This is a genomic window from Sphingomonas sp. MMS24-J13, assembly GCF_044905095.1.
Lineage (GTDB): Bacteria > Pseudomonadota > Alphaproteobacteria > Sphingomonadales > Sphingomonadaceae > Sphingomonas_I.
Genome location: NZ_CP173258.1, coordinates 2,296,252 through 2,314,949 on the forward strand (window position 1 = coordinate 2,296,252; position 18,698 = coordinate 2,314,949).

Below are 18,698 nucleotides of genomic sequence, written 5' to 3' on the forward strand. Positions count from 1 at the left end.
TCTCCTGATTATTCGACCGGGTCGAAACAATCCGCATGATTGGTCGGGAACATTACCCATCGAAGATCGTTCCCGCTCGCCATTTAACACCCGCAGCTGCATCTATAGTATTATACTTGATTGCGCTCCTTCTAGGCGCTCCATCCGCCGTCAATGTTATAAACTGCTCCCGTCACAAACCCCGCCGATCCAGACGCGAGATAGGCGACCAGCACCGCAACCTCCTCTGCGCTCCCGTGCCGCCGGATTGCGAGTGGCGAGCGATTGGCCTCCGCATTGGGGCCATCGGCGGGATTGCGCTCGGTATCGATCGGGCCCGGCTGGACGAGGTTGGCCGTAATGCCGCGATCCCCGAGATCGCGCGCCAGCCCGCGCGTCATCCCGGCCAGCGCGGCCTTGCTCGCCGCATAGAGCGTACCGCCAGCACCCGGCATGCGATCCGCCACGATGCTGCCGATCGTGATGATGCGGCCGCCTTGGGTCATCACACCGGCCGCTTTTTGCGCGGCGAGGAAGGGTGCCCGGACATTGACCGCGAACACCCGATCGAAGGCATCGGGGGGATAATCCGCCAGCGGGCCGGTAATCGCCAGCCCGGCATTGTTGATCAGAATATCGAGCCGCCCGAACCGGGCGATAACGGTGTCGATGGCGTCGTTCAGCGCCACCGGATCGCCGACGTCCGCCGCGATCGTCAGCGCGTCCGCGCCCGTCGCTTGCAACTCGGCGAGCAGGGCATCGGCTTCGCCGGAGCGGCTGCGATGGATCATCGCCACCGCCGCACCATCGGCCGCCAGCTGCCGGCTGATCGCCGCGCCGATGCCGCGCGTGCCACCGATCACAAGCGCTACCTTTCCCGTAAAGGCCCGGGTCACGTCTGCTCCTTCTAGATGATGAAGTGGTCGCCCGCCGCGCGCACCGTGACGTCGGCGATCGATACGCCCCAAGGTTGGTCGATCGCGTGGATGATCGCCTCGGCGATATATTGCGGCGCGAGCGAGGCGTAATCGACATTGGCCGGGTCAAGCCGCTCGGCCGGGAACATGCCCGTCTGCATCTGCATCACCATGTCGGTGAAGATACTCATATTCTGGCCGAGGATGCCTATACCGGCGTCACGATTGACCACCGTCGCGCCAAGGCCGGTCACTGGCACGCCGGTCGGCTTGATCACCGTCACCTTGATCTTGCCGCGCCCCTCGACCCGCAGCGATTCGGACATGAAGTTCACCGCCGATTTGGTCGCACCATAGACCGCCGCGCCGACCACCGGATGATTGCCGTAGATCGACGAGAGGTTGATCACGTGGCCGCGCCCCTGCGCCATCATCGGATCGAACGCGGCGACGATACCGTTCAGCACGCCTTTGAAATTGATGTCGATGCAGCGATCCCACGCCTCGTACGCCGCCTCGTGATCGGCGATGAAGGCGAGCGGCATCGTGCCGGCATTATTGATCATCACGTCGATCGCGCCATGCCCATCGAGCGCGGCCTGAACGAGCGCGCGAACATCGCCGAGCTTCGTGACGTCGGCTCGAACCGCCGATGCCTCGCCGCCCGCAGCTCGGATGCCTTCCACCACAGTTTCGATCGCTTCGAGATTGATATCGCCGCAAACCACTTTCGCGCCGCGCGCGGCTGTGCCTTCGGCGACCAGCCGGCCGAAGCCGCTGCCCGCACCCGTGATGACGATCGTCTTGCCCGCGATATGATCGGCCATTCCCGCTCTCCTCTTCTTATCTGGCGTGAGCGATGGCGGCCCGCATCCAGCCTTGCAAGTGGCGCGCCTTGCCGCGACACTCATGCCCAGGCTGTGGGGGTCGCGATGGACGGTGAAGCTTCGCTCTGGAATCCGGATCTGGCGCCGACCGGCCCGGCGCAGCGCACTTGGCGCTGGTATCATTTCGCAGCCTTGTGGGTCGGCATGATCGTCCAGGTGCCGAGCTGGCTGCTCGCCTCGGGGCTGATCGAGCAGGGGATGTCAGCGGGTCAGGCAGCGTTGACCGTATTGGCGGGCAATGTCGTCGTGCTGATCCCGATGCTGCTGATCGGCCATGCCGGCGCGCGCCACGGCGTGCCTTATGCGGTGCTCGCCCGCGCCGCCTTCGGAACCAGCGGGGCGCGGCTGCCGGCGATCGCCCGCGCCTTGGTCGCATGCGGCTGGTATGGCATCCAGACCTGGATCGGAGGCGAAGCCCTGCTGACCCTGCTCGGTGTAATGGCGGGGTACAATCTGTCGGGTGCGCCACTGCCTTTCCTGGATATCGGCATCGGCCAGTTGCTCGCCTTCGCCGCTTTCTGGGCGTTCCAGATCCTGTTCCTGCAAAAGGGGCTGACGATCGTCCGCAAGCTCGAAACCTGGACCGCGCCGATCAAGATCGCGGTGTGCGGGGCGCTGGTCTGGTGGGCGCTCGATCGCGCGGGCGGGGTCGGGCCGATCTTCGCATCGCCCTCGGCGTTCGCGCCGGGGGGCGCCAAAGCCGGGCAATTCTGGCCGACCTTCTGGCCGGCACTGACCGCGATGGTCGGCTTCTGGGGCACGCTCGCGCTCAACATCCCCGATTTCACCCGATTCGCCCGTGCGCAACGCGATCAGATCATCGGCCAGGCGATCGGTCTGCCACCGACGATGGGGCTGATCGCGCTGGCGAGCGTGATCACGACATCGGCGACGGTCGTAATCTACGGCAAGGCGATCTGGGATCCGGTCGCGCTCGCCGGCACCTTGTCCGGCCCGTTCGTGCTGATCGGGCTGCTGGTGATCAGCATCGACACGATATCGTGCAACATCGCCGCCAATCTGGTGTGCGCCGCCTATGATTTCTCGTCGCTCTGGCCGGCGCGGATTTCCTACCGCACCGGCGGCATGATCACGGCGGGGATCGGCGTGCTGATCATGCCGTGGAAATTGCTCGCGACTACCGGCGGCTACATCTTCACCTGGCTGACCGGCTATTCGGCCCTGCTCGGGCCGATTGCGGGCATATTGATCGCGGATTACTGGCTGGTACGCGGCACGAAGCTCGACGTCGTTGCGCTCTACCGCAGCCATGGCCGCTATACCTATGCCGGCGGATGGAACGTCGCGGCGGTGCTGGCCTTCGCGATCGGCGTGCTCCCCAATCTTCCGGGCTTCCTCCATGCAGCCGCGCCCGGCACATTCGGCTGGATCGGCGCCCCATGGACGACGATCTATTCCTACGCCTGGTTCGTCGGGCTTTTGCTGGCTCTGGTAAGCTACCGTCTGCTGATGCTGCGATCACCTGCCCCTGCCCCGATCGTTGAGCCCGCGTAAGGGACGGAACCGGACCTAATCCCCGAACGCTTTGCCATCGCGTCCTGCGAAACAGCGCGCGAACAGGGAAAACCTTATGGCCGGGATCCTCAAACCTGCGTTGATCGCGGGGTTGCTGAGTATTGTCGTCGGTCTTTTCTTGGGAGAGACCACCGTCGAGGCGATGCAGGTGCGACACTTCCCGGCGGCAGACGATGTCGCGGTCAATACCAGCCTGATTGACGATGGCGTGCGCTGGGCCGCCATGCACCACCCGGCGGATGCCGATGCGTGTCCGCAGCCGACCCTGCTGTTTCAGTGGGGCTGCGTGATGGGGACGACAAACTGAGACGGTAAACTGGTGAATCCGTTCGACAGCTTCCGCCCCATTGCAGACCTGGGGCTGCAACCGTAGATTGACGGAATGCAATGTCTGCTAACGCTTGCGCTCTTATGTTTGGGGGACGTTACGCATGTCGAAGTAACCCCCCCAAGCTCGATTGGTCGCTTCGCTGACGTGCGAGTAGGCGAAGCAAGCGTGCAGGTGACGCTACACTCGGATAGTTTTCGGGGTGAGTTGAACCCGGATGCAATGAGAAGAGCATGCAAGGACGGTGCTTGCGTGACCTATCACAAGTCTTGCGTTCGGGACCCAGAAGCAATCACCTGCTCCTACACTACGGATTCGGTGCAGTTCGGGGGCTGGCTCAAGGTCAGCGCACCCAGCGAGACAGCATTTGCAGAAGTCGAAGAAAAGATCGGAATTATCGACCCTAAGGCGCAATCAGATGGAGCCGTACCGCTCAAGAACCTGAGCGTGCGCGTGGACGAAAAGGTCCCGCTCTATTGCCGGCGCGACGGCAGGGGGCCGCAATGCCCTCAAATCAACGGCAGCTAACCACCCGATCCCGGTCGTCTGATTTATAAGAACGGGTAGACAGCAGCCGGAGGCTTAATCCGCCCCCAGCATTCCCTTCAACCGCGTGAAGAACCCGGTCGATTGCGGGCACTCCTCGCCCGTCTCGGTCGCGCGGAATTCCTCGAGCAATTCGCGCTGGCGCGCACTCAACCGCGTCGGGGTTTCCACCTCGATCTGGACGACCATGTCGCCCTGCCCGCGCCCGTTGAGCACCGGCATGCCGGCGCCGCGCTGGCGGAGTTGCTTGCCCGACTGGATGCCCGCCGGGATGCGGATTTCGTGCGCGACCTTGTCGAGCCCCGGCACGGTGATCGTGCCGCCAAGCGCCGCCGTCGTGATGCTGATCGGCGCACGCGCGAACAAAGTCGTGCCGTCGCGCTGGAACAGCGAATGCGGGCGGACGTGGAGAAAGATGTAGAGATCGCCCGCCGGGCCGCCACGCGAGCCGGCTTCGCCCTCGCCGGTCATGCGGATCCGCGTGCCTTCGTCGACGCCCGGCGGAATCTTGACCTCGAGCGTCTTGGATTTCTCGACCCGGCCCTCGCCACGACAGCCGGGGCACGGATCGGAGATCACCTCGCCGCGGCCATGGCAGGACGGGCAGGTGCGTTCGACCACGAAGAAACCCTGCTGCGCGCGCACCTTGCCGTGCCCGTGGCAGGTCGGACAGCCGCGCGCGGTCGTACCGGCCTTGGCGCCCGATCCCTGGCACACGTCGCACACCGCTGCGACATCGACCCGGACGGTCTCGGTCTTGCCGTGATAGGCTTCCTCGAGGCCGATCTCGAGATCATAGCGCAGATCGGCACCGCGCTGGACCGACGAGCGGCCACCACCCTGGCCCCGGCCCATAAACTCGCCGAAGATATTCTCGAAGATATCGGAGAAGCCTTCGAAGCCCTGGCCCTGGCTACCACCGCCGCCATTCTGGAAGGCGGCATGGCCATAGCGATCATAAGCCGCGCGCTTCTGAGGGTCTTTCAGGACATCATAGGCGACGCTGATCGCCTTGAACTTGGCTTCGCTATCCTGGCAGCCCGGATTACGATCCGGGTGGCATTGCATCGCCAGCCGACGATACGAACTCTTGATCGTCTTTTCGTCCGCGGTCCGCTCGACTTCGAGCAACTCGTAATAATCGACTTCAGCCATTGGGTCCCCCGACCGCTCCCATCGCTACCCCGGTTTCAACCGGGGCCCAGTTCGATGCTGTGAACCGGATACCGGCTTTTGCCGGCATAGCGAGAGAGGGCGTCACGCTTCGTCTTACTTGGTATCGTCGACTTCGGAGAATTCCGCATCGACGACATCGTCGCCCTTGGGCTTGTCGGCACCGGCAGCGGCGCCACCCGCGGCCTGCTCCTTCTCGTAGATCGCCTGGCCCATCTTCATGGCGACCTGGCTGAGCGCGTTGGTCTTCTCGCTCATCTGATCGGGATCGTTGCTCTCGACCGCGGTCTTGGCGGCGGCCACCGCCGTTTCGATCTCGGACTTCAGCGACGCGTCGATCTTGTCACCATTGTCGGCGAGTTGACGCTCGGTCGAATGGATCAGGCTCTCGGCGTTGTTCTTCGCCTCGGCCGCGGCACGGCGCTTCTTGTCCTCCTCGGCAAACGCCTCGGCATCGCGCACCATCTTGTCGATGTCCGCATCCGAAAGGCCGCCCGACGCCTGGATCTTGATCTGCTGCTCCTTGCCGGTGCCCTTGTCCTTGGCGCTGACGTTGACGATGCCGTTGGCGTCGATGTCGAACGTCACCTCGATCTGCGGCACGCCGCGCGGCGCCGGCGGGATGCCGACCAGATCGAACTGACCGAGCATCTTGTTGTCCGCCGCCATCTCGCGCTCACCCTGGAAGACCCGGATGGTAACCGCATTCTGGTTGTCGTCCGCGGTCGAATAGGTCTGGCTCTTCTTGGTCGGGATGGTCGTGTTGCGGTCGATCATCTTGGTCATGATGCCGCCGAGCGTCTCGATACCGAGCGACAGCGGCGTCACGTCGAGCAGCAACACGTCCTTGACGTCGCCCTGGAGCACGCCGGCCTGCACCGCGGCGCCAATCGCCACCACCTCGTCGGGGTTGACGCCGGTGTGCGGCTCCTTGCCGAAGAAGCTCTTCACCGCATCGCGCACCTTGGGCATGCGGGTCATGCCGCCGACGAGGACGACCTCGTCGATCTGGTCGGCCTTCAGGCCGGCATCGGCGAGCGCCTTGCGCATCGGCTCGATCGTGCGCTTGATCAGGTCATCGACGAGACGCTCCAGATCGGCACGGCTGATCGACTTGACGAGGTGCTTCGGCCCGGTCGCGTCGGCGGTGATGAAGGGCAGGTTGACCTCGGTCGTCTGGGTCGACGACAGTTCGATCTTCGCCTTCTCGGCCGCTTCCTTCAGGCGCTGCAGGGCGAGGCGATCCTTGGTGAGATCGATGCCTTCGGCCTTCTTGAACTCGTCGGCCAGATACTGGACCAGCTTGGCGTCGAAATCCTCGCCGCCCAGGAAGGTGTCGCCGTTGGTCGACTTCACCTCGAACACGCCGTCGCCGATCTCGAGCACCGACACGTCGAACGTACCGCCGCCGAGGTCATAGACCGCGATCGTCTTGTTCGTTTCCTTGTCGAGGCCATAAGCGAGCGCCGCAGCCGTCGGCTCGTTGATGATGCGCAGCACTTCGAGGCCCGCGATCTGGCCGGCATCCTTGGTCGCCTGGCGCTGCGCGTCGTTGAAGTAGGCCGGGACGGTGATGACCGCCTGCGTCACGGTTTCGCCGAGATAGGATTCGGCGGTTTCCTTCATCTTCTGCAGGATGAAGGCCGAGATCTGCGACGGCGAATAATCCTTGCCGCCCGACTGGACCCACGCGTCACCGTTCGGACCCTTCACGATGTGATAGGGAACCAGTTCGGTATCCTTCTTGGTGACGGGATCGTCGAAGCGGCGGCCGATCAGGCGCTTCACCGCGAAAATCGTATTGTCGGGGTTGGTGACCGCCTGCCGCTTGGCGGGCTGCCCGATCAGTCGCTCCCCATCCTTGGCGAAGGCGACGATCGAAGGCGTGGTGCGCGCGCCTTCCGCATTTTCGATCACCTTGGGCTGGCCGCCTTCCATGACGGCGACGCACGAATTGGTCGTACCCAGATCGATGCCGATAACTTTGGCCATTTCATTCCTCTTGCAAGTGCTTCCCGCCGCTACCCGGCGCATCCCCTCAACAGGCAGATGCGTGCCCCCGACCAGCGATCACGAAGCGGATATAGGAAAGCTGAAAGCGACGACAAGAAGCGGGAAGCAGCGCAGGAGTTTTGATTGTCGCGACAACCGTCTAAAGGCACCCAAGTATGAAATTCGCCCGCCCTGCCCTCGCCGCCTTGCTCCTGCTCGCCGCCTGCAAGGGCCATGATGCCGATCCCAAGGTGACCCAGGCGTGGGTCAAGCTGCCGGCGGTCGCCGGACAGCCGGCCGCTGCCTATTTCACCATCCATGGCGGCGGTAGCGACGACAAGTTGATCAAGATCGAAACCACGCTCGCCAAACATACGGATATGCACGAGAGCATGACCGGCATGCACAATATGGCGAGCATGGCGCCGATCGATCATGTCGACGTGCCTGCGGGCGCCACGGTCAGCTTCGCGCCCGGCGGCAATCACGCCATGGTCTATGGCCTCGATCCCGTGGTGGTACCGGGAACGGCGGTGCCGTTGCGCTTCGGCTTTGCCAGCGGCAAGACCGCGGAAGCCGAAGCCAAGAGCGTCGCCGCGGGCGACAGCGCACCCTATTGATCTGGTGGCAGCGCGATCCCGGCCGGTCCTTGACCGCCGGTGAGCAGGCTCTGGCCGCGATGATGTTCGGCCGGGCGCTGGATGCCGGGCAGGTTCGCATCCACAGCGCCAAATGGTGGCCGTTCCAGCCACGTCGGACCGTCATGGCGCCCGATGGCGATATCTGGTTCGCGCCCGGCGACGGCCTTTGGCGCGAGGATTTCGCGACGGCTCCCCCCGCGCTCCAACAATTGCTCGTCCACGAACTGACACATTGCTGGCAGCACCAGAGCGGGATCTGCCTGCCGCTGCGTCGGCACCCCTTCTGCCGCTACGACTACCGGATCGCGCCCGAACGACCGCTTCACCGCTACGGGATCGAGCAGCAGGCGATGATCGTCGAGCATGCCTTTGCCGCGCGGCAGGCGAGGCGACACGATCCCGTGTTGGAAGCGCTATTGATCGAGGTGGGGTTAGGATCGCCCTCGAGCTAACCCGTCACCCCGTAAGCGCGAGAATGACGGGATGTAAAATCAGCGCAGCGCGACCACCTGGCCGCTACTCGGTTGCTGGCCGGCCAGGGCCTCACCCTTGAAGCGGTAGAAGGCGGTGTAGCCGATATGATCGGACAGCATCCGCCCCTTGGCGTCATGCCCGAACGGCGCATCGACCCCAAGCAAGGCGACGCTCGTGGTGGCGCCCGGCGCGAACACCTGCAGATCCTTGTTGCGCTTGGCGGAGATGCGTACCTCCTTCGGCGTGCTGATCATGCAGCCGCTATCGGTGCCCTCCAGGCACGTCTTGAGCGCGATGCGGACCTGACCGGCATCGGCCGTGCGCGGCAGACCTGCCAGCATCAATTCGAGCGCGGCCATGCGCGGCTGCGACCGGCCGACATTGGTATCGCCGGCGAAGATGTAGGGCGTGCTGGGCGGCAGGTTCGCGGTCAGGAACTTCGATAGGGTTTCGACCTGACGCATGAAGGCGTAACGGTGACGCGCCTCGGGAACATGCGATAAATCCTTGGAATTCATGTGGGTTGCGATCACCGCGACCGGCTGGTCGACCCCGGGAACCTGCACGGTCACCATCATCACGCCCTTGTTGGCGAGGCAATCGAAGCCCGCGCAGGCATAAGACGGGAAGGCGGCCTTGGCGACCGAGACGATCGGGTAATCGGACAGGATAGCGAGCCCGCTACCGGTCATCTTGCCCGAACGCTCGCCCTTCAGGAAACGCGCCTGTTCGGCGAATGCCTTGTCGTCGGCGCTCATCGCCTCGTCATTCCTGAGATCGCGATCGGGACCGAACGCGACATAGCGATAACCGGCTTCCTCGCCGATCTTGCGCTGGGCGTCGCCGAACGCCTCCTGCAGCACCACGACATGTGGCTGGAGCCCGGCATCGCGCATCTGATGCAGACGATCGGCAATCTGGCACGCGGCGCTGCTGCGGCCGAAGCGCACCGGAAAGGGCAGCCCCTCGACATTGTAGGTCATGACTGAGAGCGCGTTTTCGCCCTTCTGCTGGACGTCGCTCGCCACCAGAGCCGGCGGTGACCATTCCTCGGCCTTCACCGATGCCAGACCGAGCACCAGGGTCGTTCCCACGCCGATTGCCGCAAACCAACCCGTAACCTTGCGCATTCATAGTCTCCGAAGCCGTGCTTCGAAAACAAGACGTCACCCCGGGAACCAAGCCGCAGTAAGTAGGTTTACCTACGCCATTTTTTTGAGACGATCGGAGCGCTGCCCTCTCCCGCCTTAGCGAGAGAGGAATTCGGCCCCGCCCGATTACTCCGCGGCCTTGGCCACGCCCACCATCGCCGGACGCAGCAAGCGGTCCTTGATCATGTACCCCGCCTGCATCTCCTGCACGATCGTGCCGGGCTCCTGATCGCTCGGCAGTTCGATCATCGCCTGGTGGCGATTGGGATCGAGCTTGGCGCCGACGCTCTGGATGCGGGTGATGCCGTTGCGCTGGAACACGTTCTCCAGTTCCTTGGCGGTCATCTCGATGCCGGTAACGAGCACCTTGGTGCCTTCTTCCTCGCGCAGGGCCGGCGGCAGCGCGGCCAGCGCGCGGGAGAGATTGTCGGACACCGACAATATGTCGCGCGCGAAATTGGTTGCGGCATAAGCGCGCGCGTCCTGCGCATCCTTCTCCATGCGGCGGCGGACATTCTGGGTTTCGGCCTGCGCATAAAGCAGCTGGCGCTTCAGATCGTCGATCTGCGCCTCGAGCGCGGCGGCGCGATCATGCTCGGCCACCTCGGGCGCTTCGCCAGCGGTTTCCTCGCGAAGGTCGGCGTCGGTCGTCTCTTCGTTCATGCCATCAATCTCGTCAGTGTTTGTGCGGTGAAATCCACCATGGGAACGACACGGGCATAGTTCAACCGGGTCGGCCCGATCACGCCGACCACGCCGACCACCCGGCCATCCGCGCCATGATAGGGTGCGGCGATAACCGACGAACCCGATAACGCGAACAGCTTGTTTTCCGATCCGATGAATATCTTCATCGCGCGGGCGCCCCGCGCGCTGTCCAGCAGCCGGGCGATCTCCTCCTTGCCCTCGATCTCGTCGAGCAACTGGCGCACGCGTTCCAGGTCGGCGGCCGCGGCCGGATCGATCAGGTTGGCGGCGCCGCGCACGATCATCACCGGACGGCGCGCGCCGTCTTCGGACCAGACCGCCAGCCCGCGCTGGACGACACTCTGCGCCGCCTCGTCCAGCGCAGATCGGCCCTGCGCGATCTCGTCCGCCAGCCGCACCTGCGCCTCGCCGAGCGTCAGCCCGGCCAGACGGACGCTGATATAATTGGCCGCCTCCGCCAGCGCACTCACACCGACACCGGGCGGCAATTCGACCACCCGATTCTCCACCGATCCGTCGATCCCGACCAATATTGCCACCGCCCGATCATGCGACAGCGGCACGAACGAGAATTGGCGCAGCGCCGGCTCGCCACGCGGCACCAGCACCAGCCCGGCGCAGGCCGACAGCCCCGACAGGACCTGGCTGGTCGCAGCCAGCGCATCCTCGATCGGCCCGCGCGCCTGCGCCTCGATCGCGGCGCGCTCATGTTCCGAGGGTTCGGCGGCCTGCATCATCGCATCGACAAACAGCCGCAGCCCGCTCTCGGTCGGCATCCGCCCGGCCGAGATGTGCGGGGCCGCGAGCAACCCCATTTCTTCCAGATCCTGCATGACGTTGCGAATCGAGGCGGGCGACAGGTTCAATCCGCTGAATCGCGAGATGGTGCGGCTGCCGACCGGAATGCCGCTTTCAAGATAATTTTCGACCACCATGCGAAACACATCGCGGGCGCGGAGCGACAGTTCGGAGATTGGAGCGACCATGTCATCACAGGTATGCTCTGCGGCCTCGTCACTCAACCTCTAGTGTTCGGCGCTGGCACTTGGGCGCCAGCGCGGCTAGAGGCGCACCCCTATCATCTCAGGAGTCATCATGCGTCCCAGCGGCCGTGCGCCAGATCAGATGCGCGCCATCAGCATCACGCCGAACTATACCAATTACGCCGAGGGCTCGTGCCTGATCGCGTTCGGCGAAACCAAGGTGCTGGTCACCGCATCGGTCGAGGAGCGCGTGCCGCCATTCCTGCGCGGCAAGGGCCAGGGTTGGGTGACCGCGGAATACGGCATGCTGCCGCGCGCGACCCACACCCGCGGCAGCCGTGAGGCCGCCAAGGGCAAGCAATCCGGGCGCACCCAGGAAATCCAGCGGCTGATCGGCCGCTCGCTGCGCTCGGTGGTCGACATGACCGCATTGGGCGAGCGCCAGATCACGCTCGATTGCGACGTGATCCAGGCTGACGGCGGCACCCGCACCGCCTCGATCTCGGGCGCTTGGGTGGCACTGCGGCTGGCGATCGACGGGCTCATCGCGAGCGGCGCGTTGCCGACCGATCCGATCAAGAGCCAGGTCGCCGCAGTCTCGTGCGGCATCTATGAAGGCACACCGGTGCTCGATCTCGATTATATCGAGGACAGCAATGCCCATGCCGACGCCAATTTCGTGCTCCTGTCCGACGGCAATATCGCCGAGGCGCAGGCCACCGCCGAAGGCGCCACCTATGACGAAGAGGCTTTGCTGCGCCTGCTGCGTCTGGCACGGATCGGCTGCGGCGACATCTTCGCCGCGCAATTGAAGGCCACGGGCAGATGACCATCGAGCTGATCGACGACGAGCCTCCCGCCGTGCCGCACCGCCGGCTCGAACCCGGCAAGCTCGTCATCGCCAGCCATAATGAGGGCAAGGTGCGCGAAATCGGCGCCTTGCTCGCGCCCTATGGCATCGAAACGGTGTCGGCGGCCTCGCTCGGCATTCCCGAGCCCGAGGAGACCGGCACCAGCTTCGCCGCCAACGCCGAACTGAAGGCGCGTTTCTCCGCCGATCTGTCGGGGCTGGTCGCGCTGGCCGACGATAGCGGGCTGTGCGTCGATGCGCTCAACGGCGATCCCGGCGTCTACACCGCCAATTGGGCCGAGACGCCGACCGGGCGTGACTGGGGCCTTGCGATGCAGAAAGTCGAGGATGCGCTCCAGGCAAAAGGCCCCGAGGCCGGACGCGACGCGCATTTCGTGTGCGTATTGTCGCTCTGCTGGCCCGACGGCCATGTCGAAAGCTTCGAAGGCCGGGTCGAGGGTAGCCTGACATGGCCGCCGCGCGGCACGATCGGCTTCGGTTACGACCCGGTGTTCGTGCCTTATGGCTACGACAAAAGCTTCGCCGAACTCGACCCGGCGGTTAAGCATAGCATCAGCCACCGCGCCGACGCCTTCCGCAAGCTGGCCGGGGCCGTGCTACCCGCCGCAGAATAGCTGCTGTTCGGATTCACATCGGGGATGGCTTCGTGACATTCGCACTGCCCAAGCCTTCGGACTTTAGACGATCGATCGATGACGTCGCGTCGCGCCTTGCCTGGGCGCGTGACGGGCGGATGCCCCTGGCCGGTGCCTTGGGACGATCGTTGCTGATGCGCCCGTTCCCACGATCGGCGAAGCAAAGGATATTGCTCGCTTATCAGGCGCACCAGCTCGCCGCGCCGCAATTTTATCCGTTCCTGCGCTATTCACGTCGCTTCGCGGCCAAGGGCATTCATTTCCGGGCGCTGCCGGCCGACGCGCTGACAGCGGCGAGCTTGCCGCCGAACCTTGACGCCCTGTTCCTTCAATCGACCTACACCCCCGCGAAGGGGAACTCGAAGATCTGCTCGCAAGCCTCAAGGCTGCGCAGCCCGATCTGAAGATCAGCTATTTTGACTGGTTCGCGCCCACCGATGTCCGTTTCGCCGAACGGGTCGAGCCGTGGATCGGCGCTTATGTCAAAAAAAGCCTGCTGAGCGATCGAAACCTTTATGCGGTGCCCACCGAGGGGCATACGATATTGGACGATCATTATTCGGCGCGCTTCCATCTCGAAAACCCGCCGCGCACCTGGACCATACCGCCCGAGATCATACCGAAGCTAACGTTGGGCCCGGCCTTCCACACGGCGCCCAATCTGATCGCTTTGTTTGAGGGGGAATTGCCCCCTGAGACGCAGCGCGACATCGACCTCCATGCCCGTATCGCGACCGGTGGAACGCCCTGGTACAGCGCCATGCGCCAAGAATTGAAGGCGGCGGTCAGCGATCACTTCGGGGATCTTACAGTCGCGAGCGAGGGCCGCGTGTCCTACGTCGAATTCATGCGTGAACTGGGTCGATCGAAACTGTGCTTCAGCCCGTTCGGCTATGGCGAAGTATGTTGGCGTGATTTCGAGGCGATCGCGGCGGGCTCGGTGCTGATCAAGCAGGATATGGGGATGGTCGCGGCCGATCCGGATATCTATCGGGCGGACGAGACCTATGTTCCAGTGGCATGGGATTTCTCGGATCTCGACGCGAAGGTGCGCGCGCTGCTGGCAGATCCAGCACGGCGGCGGCGGATCGCCGAGCGTGCTTTCGCAGTGGTTCGCGATCATCTGCGCGGGCCGGCGCTGGAGCAATTGATCGCCCGCCTGACATAGATGGCAACCGGCGTGAGTGCATCCTTGATGTGGGAGCGGGCCGCAGCGGACGGCAGGGCGATCGAGCCCGGGCATCCGCTCGCACTCTACATCCACTGGCCGTTCTGCGTTTCGAAATGCCCCTATTGCGACTTCAACAGCCACGTTCGCCAGAGCGTGGATCAGGCCGCATGGCGCGATGCGCTGCTGATCGATCTGGCGCACGAAGCCGCAGTCGGGCCCGAAAGAGCGCTGGGATCGATCTTCTTCGGGGGCGGCACGCCTTCGCTGATGCCGCCCGAGACCGTAGCCGCACTGATCGCGGCGGCCGAGCGTCACTGGGGCTTCCTGCGGGATATCGAGATCACGCTCGAAGCCAATCCCTCCTCGGTCGAGGCGGCGCGCTTCGCCGATCTGGCCGCGGCGGGGGTCAATCGGGTCAGCCTGGGATTGCAGGCACTCGACGATGCGACCCTGCGCTTCCTCGGCCGCGCCCATGACGTGGCCGAGGGGCTAGCCGCGCTGGAAACCGCGCAGCGCACATTCGAACGGGTGAATTTCGACCTGATCTATGCACGCCCGGGCCAGAGCGAGGCCGATTGGCAGGCCGAAATGACGCGTGCGCTCGGCTTCGGCACCAGCCACCTTTCGCTGTACCAGCTCACGATCGAGCCCGGCACGCGCTTCGCGACGATGGCCGCACGTGGTGAATTGCCGCCGGTCGATCCCGATCATGGCGCCCGCCTGTTCGAGCTGACCCGGGCAATGACCGCCGCCGCCGGCCTTCCGGCCTACGAAATCTCGAACCATGCACGCCCCGGCGAGGAGAGCCGCCACAACCTCGCTTACTGGCGCTATGCCGATTATCTGGGCGTGGGGCCGGGCGCGCACGGCCGACGCAACAGCGCCTTCACCGTGCGCGCGAAGAAGCCCGAAAACTGGCTCGCACGGATCGAGCGGGATGGCCACGGGATCGAGCAGGAAGACGGACTCGATCTCGCCACGCGGCGGACCGAGGCGCTGCTGATGGGGTTGCGGCTGGAAGAAGGCGTGCCGATCACGCGGATCGATGGTGCCGTGAACATGGGCGCGGTCGATCGGCTGGCGAAGCACGGCTTGATCGAGCGCACGACCGAGCGGTTGCGGGTATTGCCCGCGGGTATGCTGCTGCTGGATGCGATCCTGGCCGAGATCGCCGCGTAAAAGCCCCCGCCCCAAGGTAGGGTTTGTGCGGCTTCATGCGTCCAACCGAAAAAATCTTACGCTTCGCCCCCTCCCCTGGAGGCGAGCACAAATATTCCTAAAAGCCCTTCGGCGCAGGCGACACCGTCGTGCCCCCGCCGGGTCCGATCTGGTGCACCGCCAAGGCGCGCTCCGCGACGTGACCTTCGCTGAAGCGGAATGCGCCATCGACCCCGGCAAAGCCCCCCTGATCGGTCAATTTGTCGATCGGGAACGGATCGTTGCGCTTCCAGTCCTTGGCCACGCGCGCGGTGAGCAAGACCGCATCGTAGCCGAGGCTCGCCAGCCGATAGGGCGAGCGGCCGTAGCGAGCGCGGTAGCGGGTCGCCAATTGGCCGAACGTCTCGTCGTCGACGCTCGCGAACCACGCCCCCGCCATCGCCGGGGCCGCGCTCAGGCCGGGTTCCGCGTTCCACAATTCGGTGCCGAGCAGCCGTACCGGGCCGCCAGCGGCTTTGTTGATGAGCGGCGCCGTGCGGACCGCGATCCGGCCGCTGTCCGCGATCAGCACCGCGTCATATTTGACCTTGGCGAGCTTCGTGATCGCCGCCTGCAGCGAAGCCGCACTGCGATCGTAATTCTGCATTGCAACGACCGTTCCGCCAGCTGCCTCGACGCTGCGGATCAGGATACCCGATGCGTTGCGTCCATAAGCGCCCTGCGGCATCAGCCCGGCAAAACGCGTCAATCCCTTGCTCCGGGCGTAGCGAACGACCCGATCGATCGACTGGACGGGCGAGAAACCGAGCAGCCAGACATTGTCGGCAGTGACGGTAGCATCGTTCGAGAAAGCGATGACCGGCACACGCGCAGCCGCCGCAGCGGCCGATACCGCGCGGACATCCTCAGCCAGCAGCGGCCCGAGCAGCAGGCCATTGCCGTCTGCCAGAGCCTTCGCCGCCGCCGCCGAGGCGCCAGGCGCGGTATCGTAATTGGTGATGCGCAGATCCTTGCCGCCCGTGTCGGCGAGCGCCAGGGCGGCGGCATTGGCGATCGATTGGCCGACCGCGGCATTGGGGCCGGTCAGCGGCACCAGCAGGGCCACGCGATGCCGCGCCTGATCCTCGGGCAGCGCACCTTGTATCGGCTTGGTGGGTACCGTGACGGTCGGCGGGGGGGCCGTTATCGGCGCCGTGGTCTTGGGCACGATCGTCGAGCAGGCACTCAACAGTAAAGCCGCCGCCAGTGCAAAGCCGCGAGTCGGCCATTTGAACGATTGCCGCCCGTACCCAGCCTCTGCCATGTTACGCTATGTCCTTATCCACACCCGAAGACGGGCGCCTGTCGCCGGGCCTCTACATCGTCGCGACCCCGATCGGCAACTTGTCCGATCTAAGCCCACGTGCTGCCAACATACTTTCGCGCGCCGACGCGATCGCGGTGGAAGATAGCCGGGTCACCGCGCGGCTGCTCCAGCATATCGGCACGAAGCGGCCGATGATCCCCTATCACGATCACAACGCCGATCGGGTGCGCCCCGGCCTGATCGCCCGGATGGCAAGCGAGGCGATCGCGTTGGTGTCGGATGCCGGCACGCCGCTTATCTCGGATCCGGGGTTCAAGCTGGTGCGCGATGCGCGCGCGGCAGGCCACGCGGTCGTGACCCTGCCCGGCCCCTGCGCCGCCATCGCCGCGCTCACCCTTGCCGGGCTACCGACCGATCGCTTCCTGTTCCTCGGCTTCCTGCCCGCCAAGGCCAAGGCGCGCGCCGACGCGATCGCCGAAGTGGCGGCGATCCGCGCGACCCTGATCCTCTACGAATCAGGCCCGCGCCTCGCCGCGACCCTGGCGGCGCTCGGCGATGGATTGGGCAATCGCGAGGCGGCGGTCGCGCGCGAGATCAGCAAGAGGTTCGAGGAATGCGTCACCGGCACGCTCTCCGAACTCGCCGCACGCTATGAGGATACCCCGCCCAAGGGTGAGATCGTGATCGTCGTGGCACCACCCGGCGAAGCGCCACCGGTGACCGAGACCGACGCCGATGCGATGCTGCGCGAAGCCCTCACCCGTCTGCCCGCCGCCAAGGCCGCGAACGAAGTTGCCAAGGCGACCGGCCTGCAGAAGCGCGATCTCTATGCGCGGGCCCTCGAGATGAAGGGATGAGGGATCGCCGCCGCGCCGAGCGGGTCGGTCGCGTCGGCGAGACGGCGGCTGCCTGGTGGCTGCGGCTCAAGGGCTGGCGCATCCTCGCGCGGCGGGTGCGGACGCCGGCCGGCGAGATCGACCTGATCGCGCGCAAGGGCGGGCTTGTCGCCTTCGTCGAGGTCAAACGCCGCGCGACCGGGGCCGAACTGGATTATGCGATCGACCATCGCCGCCTCGCCCGCGTCGCCGCGGCGGCCGAATATCTTGGCCCGCGCTACATGGAGGCGGGCGACGATATGCGGGTCGACGTCATCCTGATCGCGCCGGGCCGATCGCTGCGCCATATCGAGAATGCCTGGATCGGGTGACAGGGCCGCGTTGCGACACTAGGTAGGCCCGCATTCGAACCGGAGGGTGAAGCATGAGCCTGCGCGTCGCGGTCCAGATGGACCCGCTCGAGACGATCAATATCGCCGGGGATTCGACATTCGCGCTGATGCTGGCGGCGCAGGCGCGCGGGCATAGCCTGTTCCATTATCAGGCGGGCGACCTAACCTATCGCGACGGCCGCCTGACAGCGCCGGCGCGACCGGTCACCGTCCAGCGCGTCGCAGGCGATCATTTCAAGGCCGGCCCGGTCCAGACGATCGATCTCGCCGCCGATATCGACGTGATCCTGATGCGGCAGGATCCGCCATTCGACCTCGCCTACATCACCGCCACCCATCTGCTCGAGCGGATCCAGCACGAGACCCTAGTGGTCAACGATCCGGCATCGGTGCGCAACGCACCCGAGAAGCTGTTCGTGCTCGATTATGCCGAATTCATGCCGCCGACGATGATCACGCGCAGCCTGGAGCAAGCACGCGCCTTCCACGCCGAGCATGGCGAGGTCGTGGTCAAGCCGCTCTACGGCAATGCCGGATCGGCGGTGTTCCATGTCGGCAAGACCGACGCCAACCTCGCCGCGCTTACCGAATTGTTCGGACAGGTGTGGCGCGAGCCCTTCATGGTTCAGGCCTTCCTCCCCGACGTTTCGAAGGGCGACAAGAGGATCGTGCTGGTCGACGGCAAGCCCGCGGGCGGGGTCAACCGCCTGCCCAAGGCGGGCGAGATCCGCTCCAACCTCGCGGTCGGCGGCAAGGGCGCAGCGACCGATCTGACGCCGCGGGAACTGGAGATTTGCGCGAAGATCGGGCCCGAACTTGCGCGGCGCGGGCTGGTGTTCGTCGGGATCGACGTGATTGCGGGCTATCTGACCGAGATCAACGTGACCTCGCCGACCGGCATCGTCGCGATCGACCAGTTCAACGGGACGGATACGCCGGGGCTGATCTGGGATGCGATCGAGGGGAAGGCGAAGTAGTGCCCTCCCCGTTCCGTCGCCCCAGCGAAGGCTGGGG

The 18,698-nt window shown here is 65.0% G+C and carries 21 protein-coding genes; 13 read left to right on the plus strand and 8 right to left on the minus strand.

Going from position 1 to position 18,698, the window contains the following annotated elements; translation table 11 throughout:
* Window positions 1-131: 131 nt before the first annotated feature.
* Complete coding sequence (locus tag AB4Z44_RS10695) at window positions 132-875, minus strand: SDR family NAD(P)-dependent oxidoreductase (RefSeq protein WP_404714014.1); 744 nt, start codon at window positions 873-875, stop codon at window positions 132-134.
* A gap of 11 nt (window positions 876-886) precedes the next feature.
* Complete coding sequence (locus AB4Z44_RS10700; RefSeq protein ID WP_404714015.1) at window positions 887-1,723, minus strand: SDR family oxidoreductase; 837 nt, start codon at window positions 1,721-1,723, stop codon at window positions 887-889.
* A 105-nt stretch (window positions 1,724-1,828) separates the two neighbouring features.
* On the opposite strand from AB4Z44_RS10700, the gene AB4Z44_RS10705 reads away from it, so the two are divergent.
* The 3 genes from AB4Z44_RS10705 (at window position 1,829) to AB4Z44_RS10715 (ending at window position 4,175) form a co-directional block, all read left to right on the plus strand.
* Window positions 1,829-3,298, plus strand: coding sequence for an NCS1 family nucleobase:cation symporter-1 (locus AB4Z44_RS10705; protein WP_404714016.1), 1,470 nt, complete (start codon window positions 1,829-1,831; stop codon window positions 3,296-3,298).
* Between the two features lie 76 nt (window positions 3,299-3,374).
* A complete protein-coding gene (locus AB4Z44_RS10710) occupies window positions 3,375-3,626 on the plus strand; it encodes a hypothetical protein (protein ID WP_404714017.1) in 252 nt (83 codons plus the stop codon).
* Window positions 3,627-3,899: 273 nt separating this feature from the next.
* Window positions 3,900-4,175 (plus strand): hypothetical protein, encoded by a 276-nt coding sequence (locus tag AB4Z44_RS10715; RefSeq protein WP_404714018.1) that lies wholly within the window; start codon window positions 3,900-3,902, stop codon window positions 4,173-4,175.
* A 54-nt stretch (window positions 4,176-4,229) separates the two neighbouring features.
* On the opposite strand, the gene dnaJ is transcribed toward AB4Z44_RS10715, so the two are convergent.
* Together dnaJ and dnaK are read right to left on the minus strand one after the other, a co-directional pair.
* Window positions 4,230-5,348: a molecular chaperone DnaJ gene (gene dnaJ, locus AB4Z44_RS10720; RefSeq protein ID WP_404714019.1), complete on the minus strand. Its 1,119-nt coding sequence runs from the start codon at window positions 5,346-5,348 to the stop codon at window positions 4,230-4,232.
* A gap of 114 nt (window positions 5,349-5,462) precedes the next feature.
* Window positions 5,463-7,358 carry a molecular chaperone DnaK gene (dnaK, locus tag AB4Z44_RS10725; protein WP_404714020.1) on the minus strand — a complete coding sequence of 632 codons (1,896 nt, stop codon included), beginning with the start codon at window positions 7,356-7,358 and terminating at the stop codon, window positions 5,463-5,465.
* A 176-nt stretch (window positions 7,359-7,534) separates the two neighbouring features.
* Between dnaK and AB4Z44_RS10730 the strand changes: the two genes are divergently transcribed.
* The gene (locus AB4Z44_RS10730) at window positions 7,535-7,978 is read left to right on the plus strand and encodes a copper chaperone PCu(A)C (protein WP_404714021.1); all 444 of its coding nucleotides are present in this window, start codon (window positions 7,535-7,537) and stop codon (window positions 7,976-7,978) included.
* Between the two features lie 59 nt (window positions 7,979-8,037).
* On the plus strand, window positions 8,038-8,451 hold the full coding sequence (locus tag AB4Z44_RS10735; protein ID WP_404714212.1) for a vgr related protein: 414 nt from the start codon (window positions 8,038-8,040) through the stop codon (window positions 8,449-8,451).
* Window positions 8,452-8,490: 39 nt separating this feature from the next.
* On the opposite strand, the gene AB4Z44_RS10740 is transcribed toward AB4Z44_RS10735, so the two are convergent.
* From AB4Z44_RS10740 to hrcA, 3 genes are all read right to left on the minus strand, one after another.
* A complete protein-coding gene (locus tag AB4Z44_RS10740; RefSeq protein ID WP_404714022.1) occupies window positions 8,491-9,603 on the minus strand; it encodes an endonuclease/exonuclease/phosphatase family protein in 1,113 nt (370 codons plus the stop codon).
* Between the two features lie 147 nt (window positions 9,604-9,750).
* The gene (grpE, locus tag AB4Z44_RS10745; RefSeq protein ID WP_404714023.1) at window positions 9,751-10,287 is read right to left on the minus strand and encodes a nucleotide exchange factor GrpE; all 537 of its coding nucleotides are present in this window, start codon (window positions 10,285-10,287) and stop codon (window positions 9,751-9,753) included.
* Window positions 10,284-11,318 (minus strand): heat-inducible transcriptional repressor HrcA, encoded by a 1,035-nt coding sequence (gene hrcA, locus AB4Z44_RS10750; protein WP_404714024.1) that lies wholly within the window; start codon window positions 11,316-11,318, stop codon window positions 10,284-10,286. The genes grpE and hrcA overlap by 4 nt, the downstream gene beginning before the upstream one ends.
* Before the next feature lie 109 nt (window positions 11,319-11,427).
* Here hrcA and rph point away from each other — a divergent pair, with 109 nt between their 5' ends.
* The 5 genes from rph to hemW all read left to right on the plus strand — a co-directional run bounded on the left by rph (window position 11,428) and on the right by hemW (window position 15,171).
* Window positions 11,428-12,144, plus strand: a complete 717-nt coding sequence (gene rph, locus AB4Z44_RS10755; RefSeq protein ID WP_404714025.1) for a ribonuclease PH — start codon at window positions 11,428-11,430, stop codon at window positions 12,142-12,144.
* Window positions 12,141-12,800 (plus strand): RdgB/HAM1 family non-canonical purine NTP pyrophosphatase, encoded by a 660-nt coding sequence (gene rdgB / locus AB4Z44_RS10760; protein WP_404714026.1) that lies wholly within the window; start codon window positions 12,141-12,143, stop codon window positions 12,798-12,800. The genes rph and rdgB overlap by 4 nt, the downstream gene beginning before the upstream one ends.
* 191 nt (window positions 12,801-12,991) lie before the next feature.
* A complete protein-coding gene (locus tag AB4Z44_RS10765) occupies window positions 12,992-13,225 on the plus strand; it encodes a hypothetical protein (protein ID WP_404714027.1) in 234 nt (77 codons plus the stop codon).
* Window positions 13,226-13,365: 140 nt separating this feature from the next.
* Window positions 13,366-13,989 (plus strand): glycosyltransferase, encoded by a 624-nt coding sequence (locus AB4Z44_RS10770; protein ID WP_404714028.1) that lies wholly within the window; start codon window positions 13,366-13,368, stop codon window positions 13,987-13,989.
* Window positions 13,990-14,016: 27 nt separating this feature from the next.
* The gene (hemW, locus tag AB4Z44_RS10775; RefSeq protein WP_404714213.1) at window positions 14,017-15,171 is read left to right on the plus strand and encodes a radical SAM family heme chaperone HemW; all 1,155 of its coding nucleotides are present in this window, start codon (window positions 14,017-14,019) and stop codon (window positions 15,169-15,171) included.
* Window positions 15,172-15,268: 97 nt separating this feature from the next.
* Here hemW and AB4Z44_RS10780 read toward each other — a convergent pair whose 3' ends face one another.
* Entirely contained in the window at window positions 15,269-16,453 is a 1,185-nt protein-coding gene (locus tag AB4Z44_RS10780) for a penicillin-binding protein activator (RefSeq protein WP_404714029.1), read from the minus strand.
* Between the two features lie 8 nt (window positions 16,454-16,461).
* Here AB4Z44_RS10780 and rsmI point away from each other — a divergent pair, with 8 nt between their 5' ends.
* The 3 genes from rsmI to gshB are packed head-to-tail and all read left to right on the plus strand — an operon-like array spanning window position 16,462 to window position 18,661.
* Window positions 16,462-17,313, plus strand: coding sequence for a 16S rRNA (cytidine(1402)-2'-O)-methyltransferase (rsmI, locus tag AB4Z44_RS10785; RefSeq protein ID WP_404714030.1), 852 nt, complete (start codon window positions 16,462-16,464; stop codon window positions 17,311-17,313).
* Window positions 17,310-17,663 carry a YraN family protein gene (locus tag AB4Z44_RS10790; protein WP_404714031.1) on the plus strand — a complete coding sequence of 118 codons (354 nt, stop codon included), beginning with the start codon at window positions 17,310-17,312 and terminating at the stop codon, window positions 17,661-17,663. The genes rsmI and AB4Z44_RS10790 overlap by 4 nt, the downstream gene beginning before the upstream one ends.
* A 53-nt stretch (window positions 17,664-17,716) precedes the next feature.
* The gene (gene gshB / locus AB4Z44_RS10795) at window positions 17,717-18,661 is read left to right on the plus strand and encodes a glutathione synthase (protein WP_404714032.1); all 945 of its coding nucleotides are present in this window, start codon (window positions 17,717-17,719) and stop codon (window positions 18,659-18,661) included.
* Window positions 18,662-18,698: the final 37 nt, after the last annotated feature.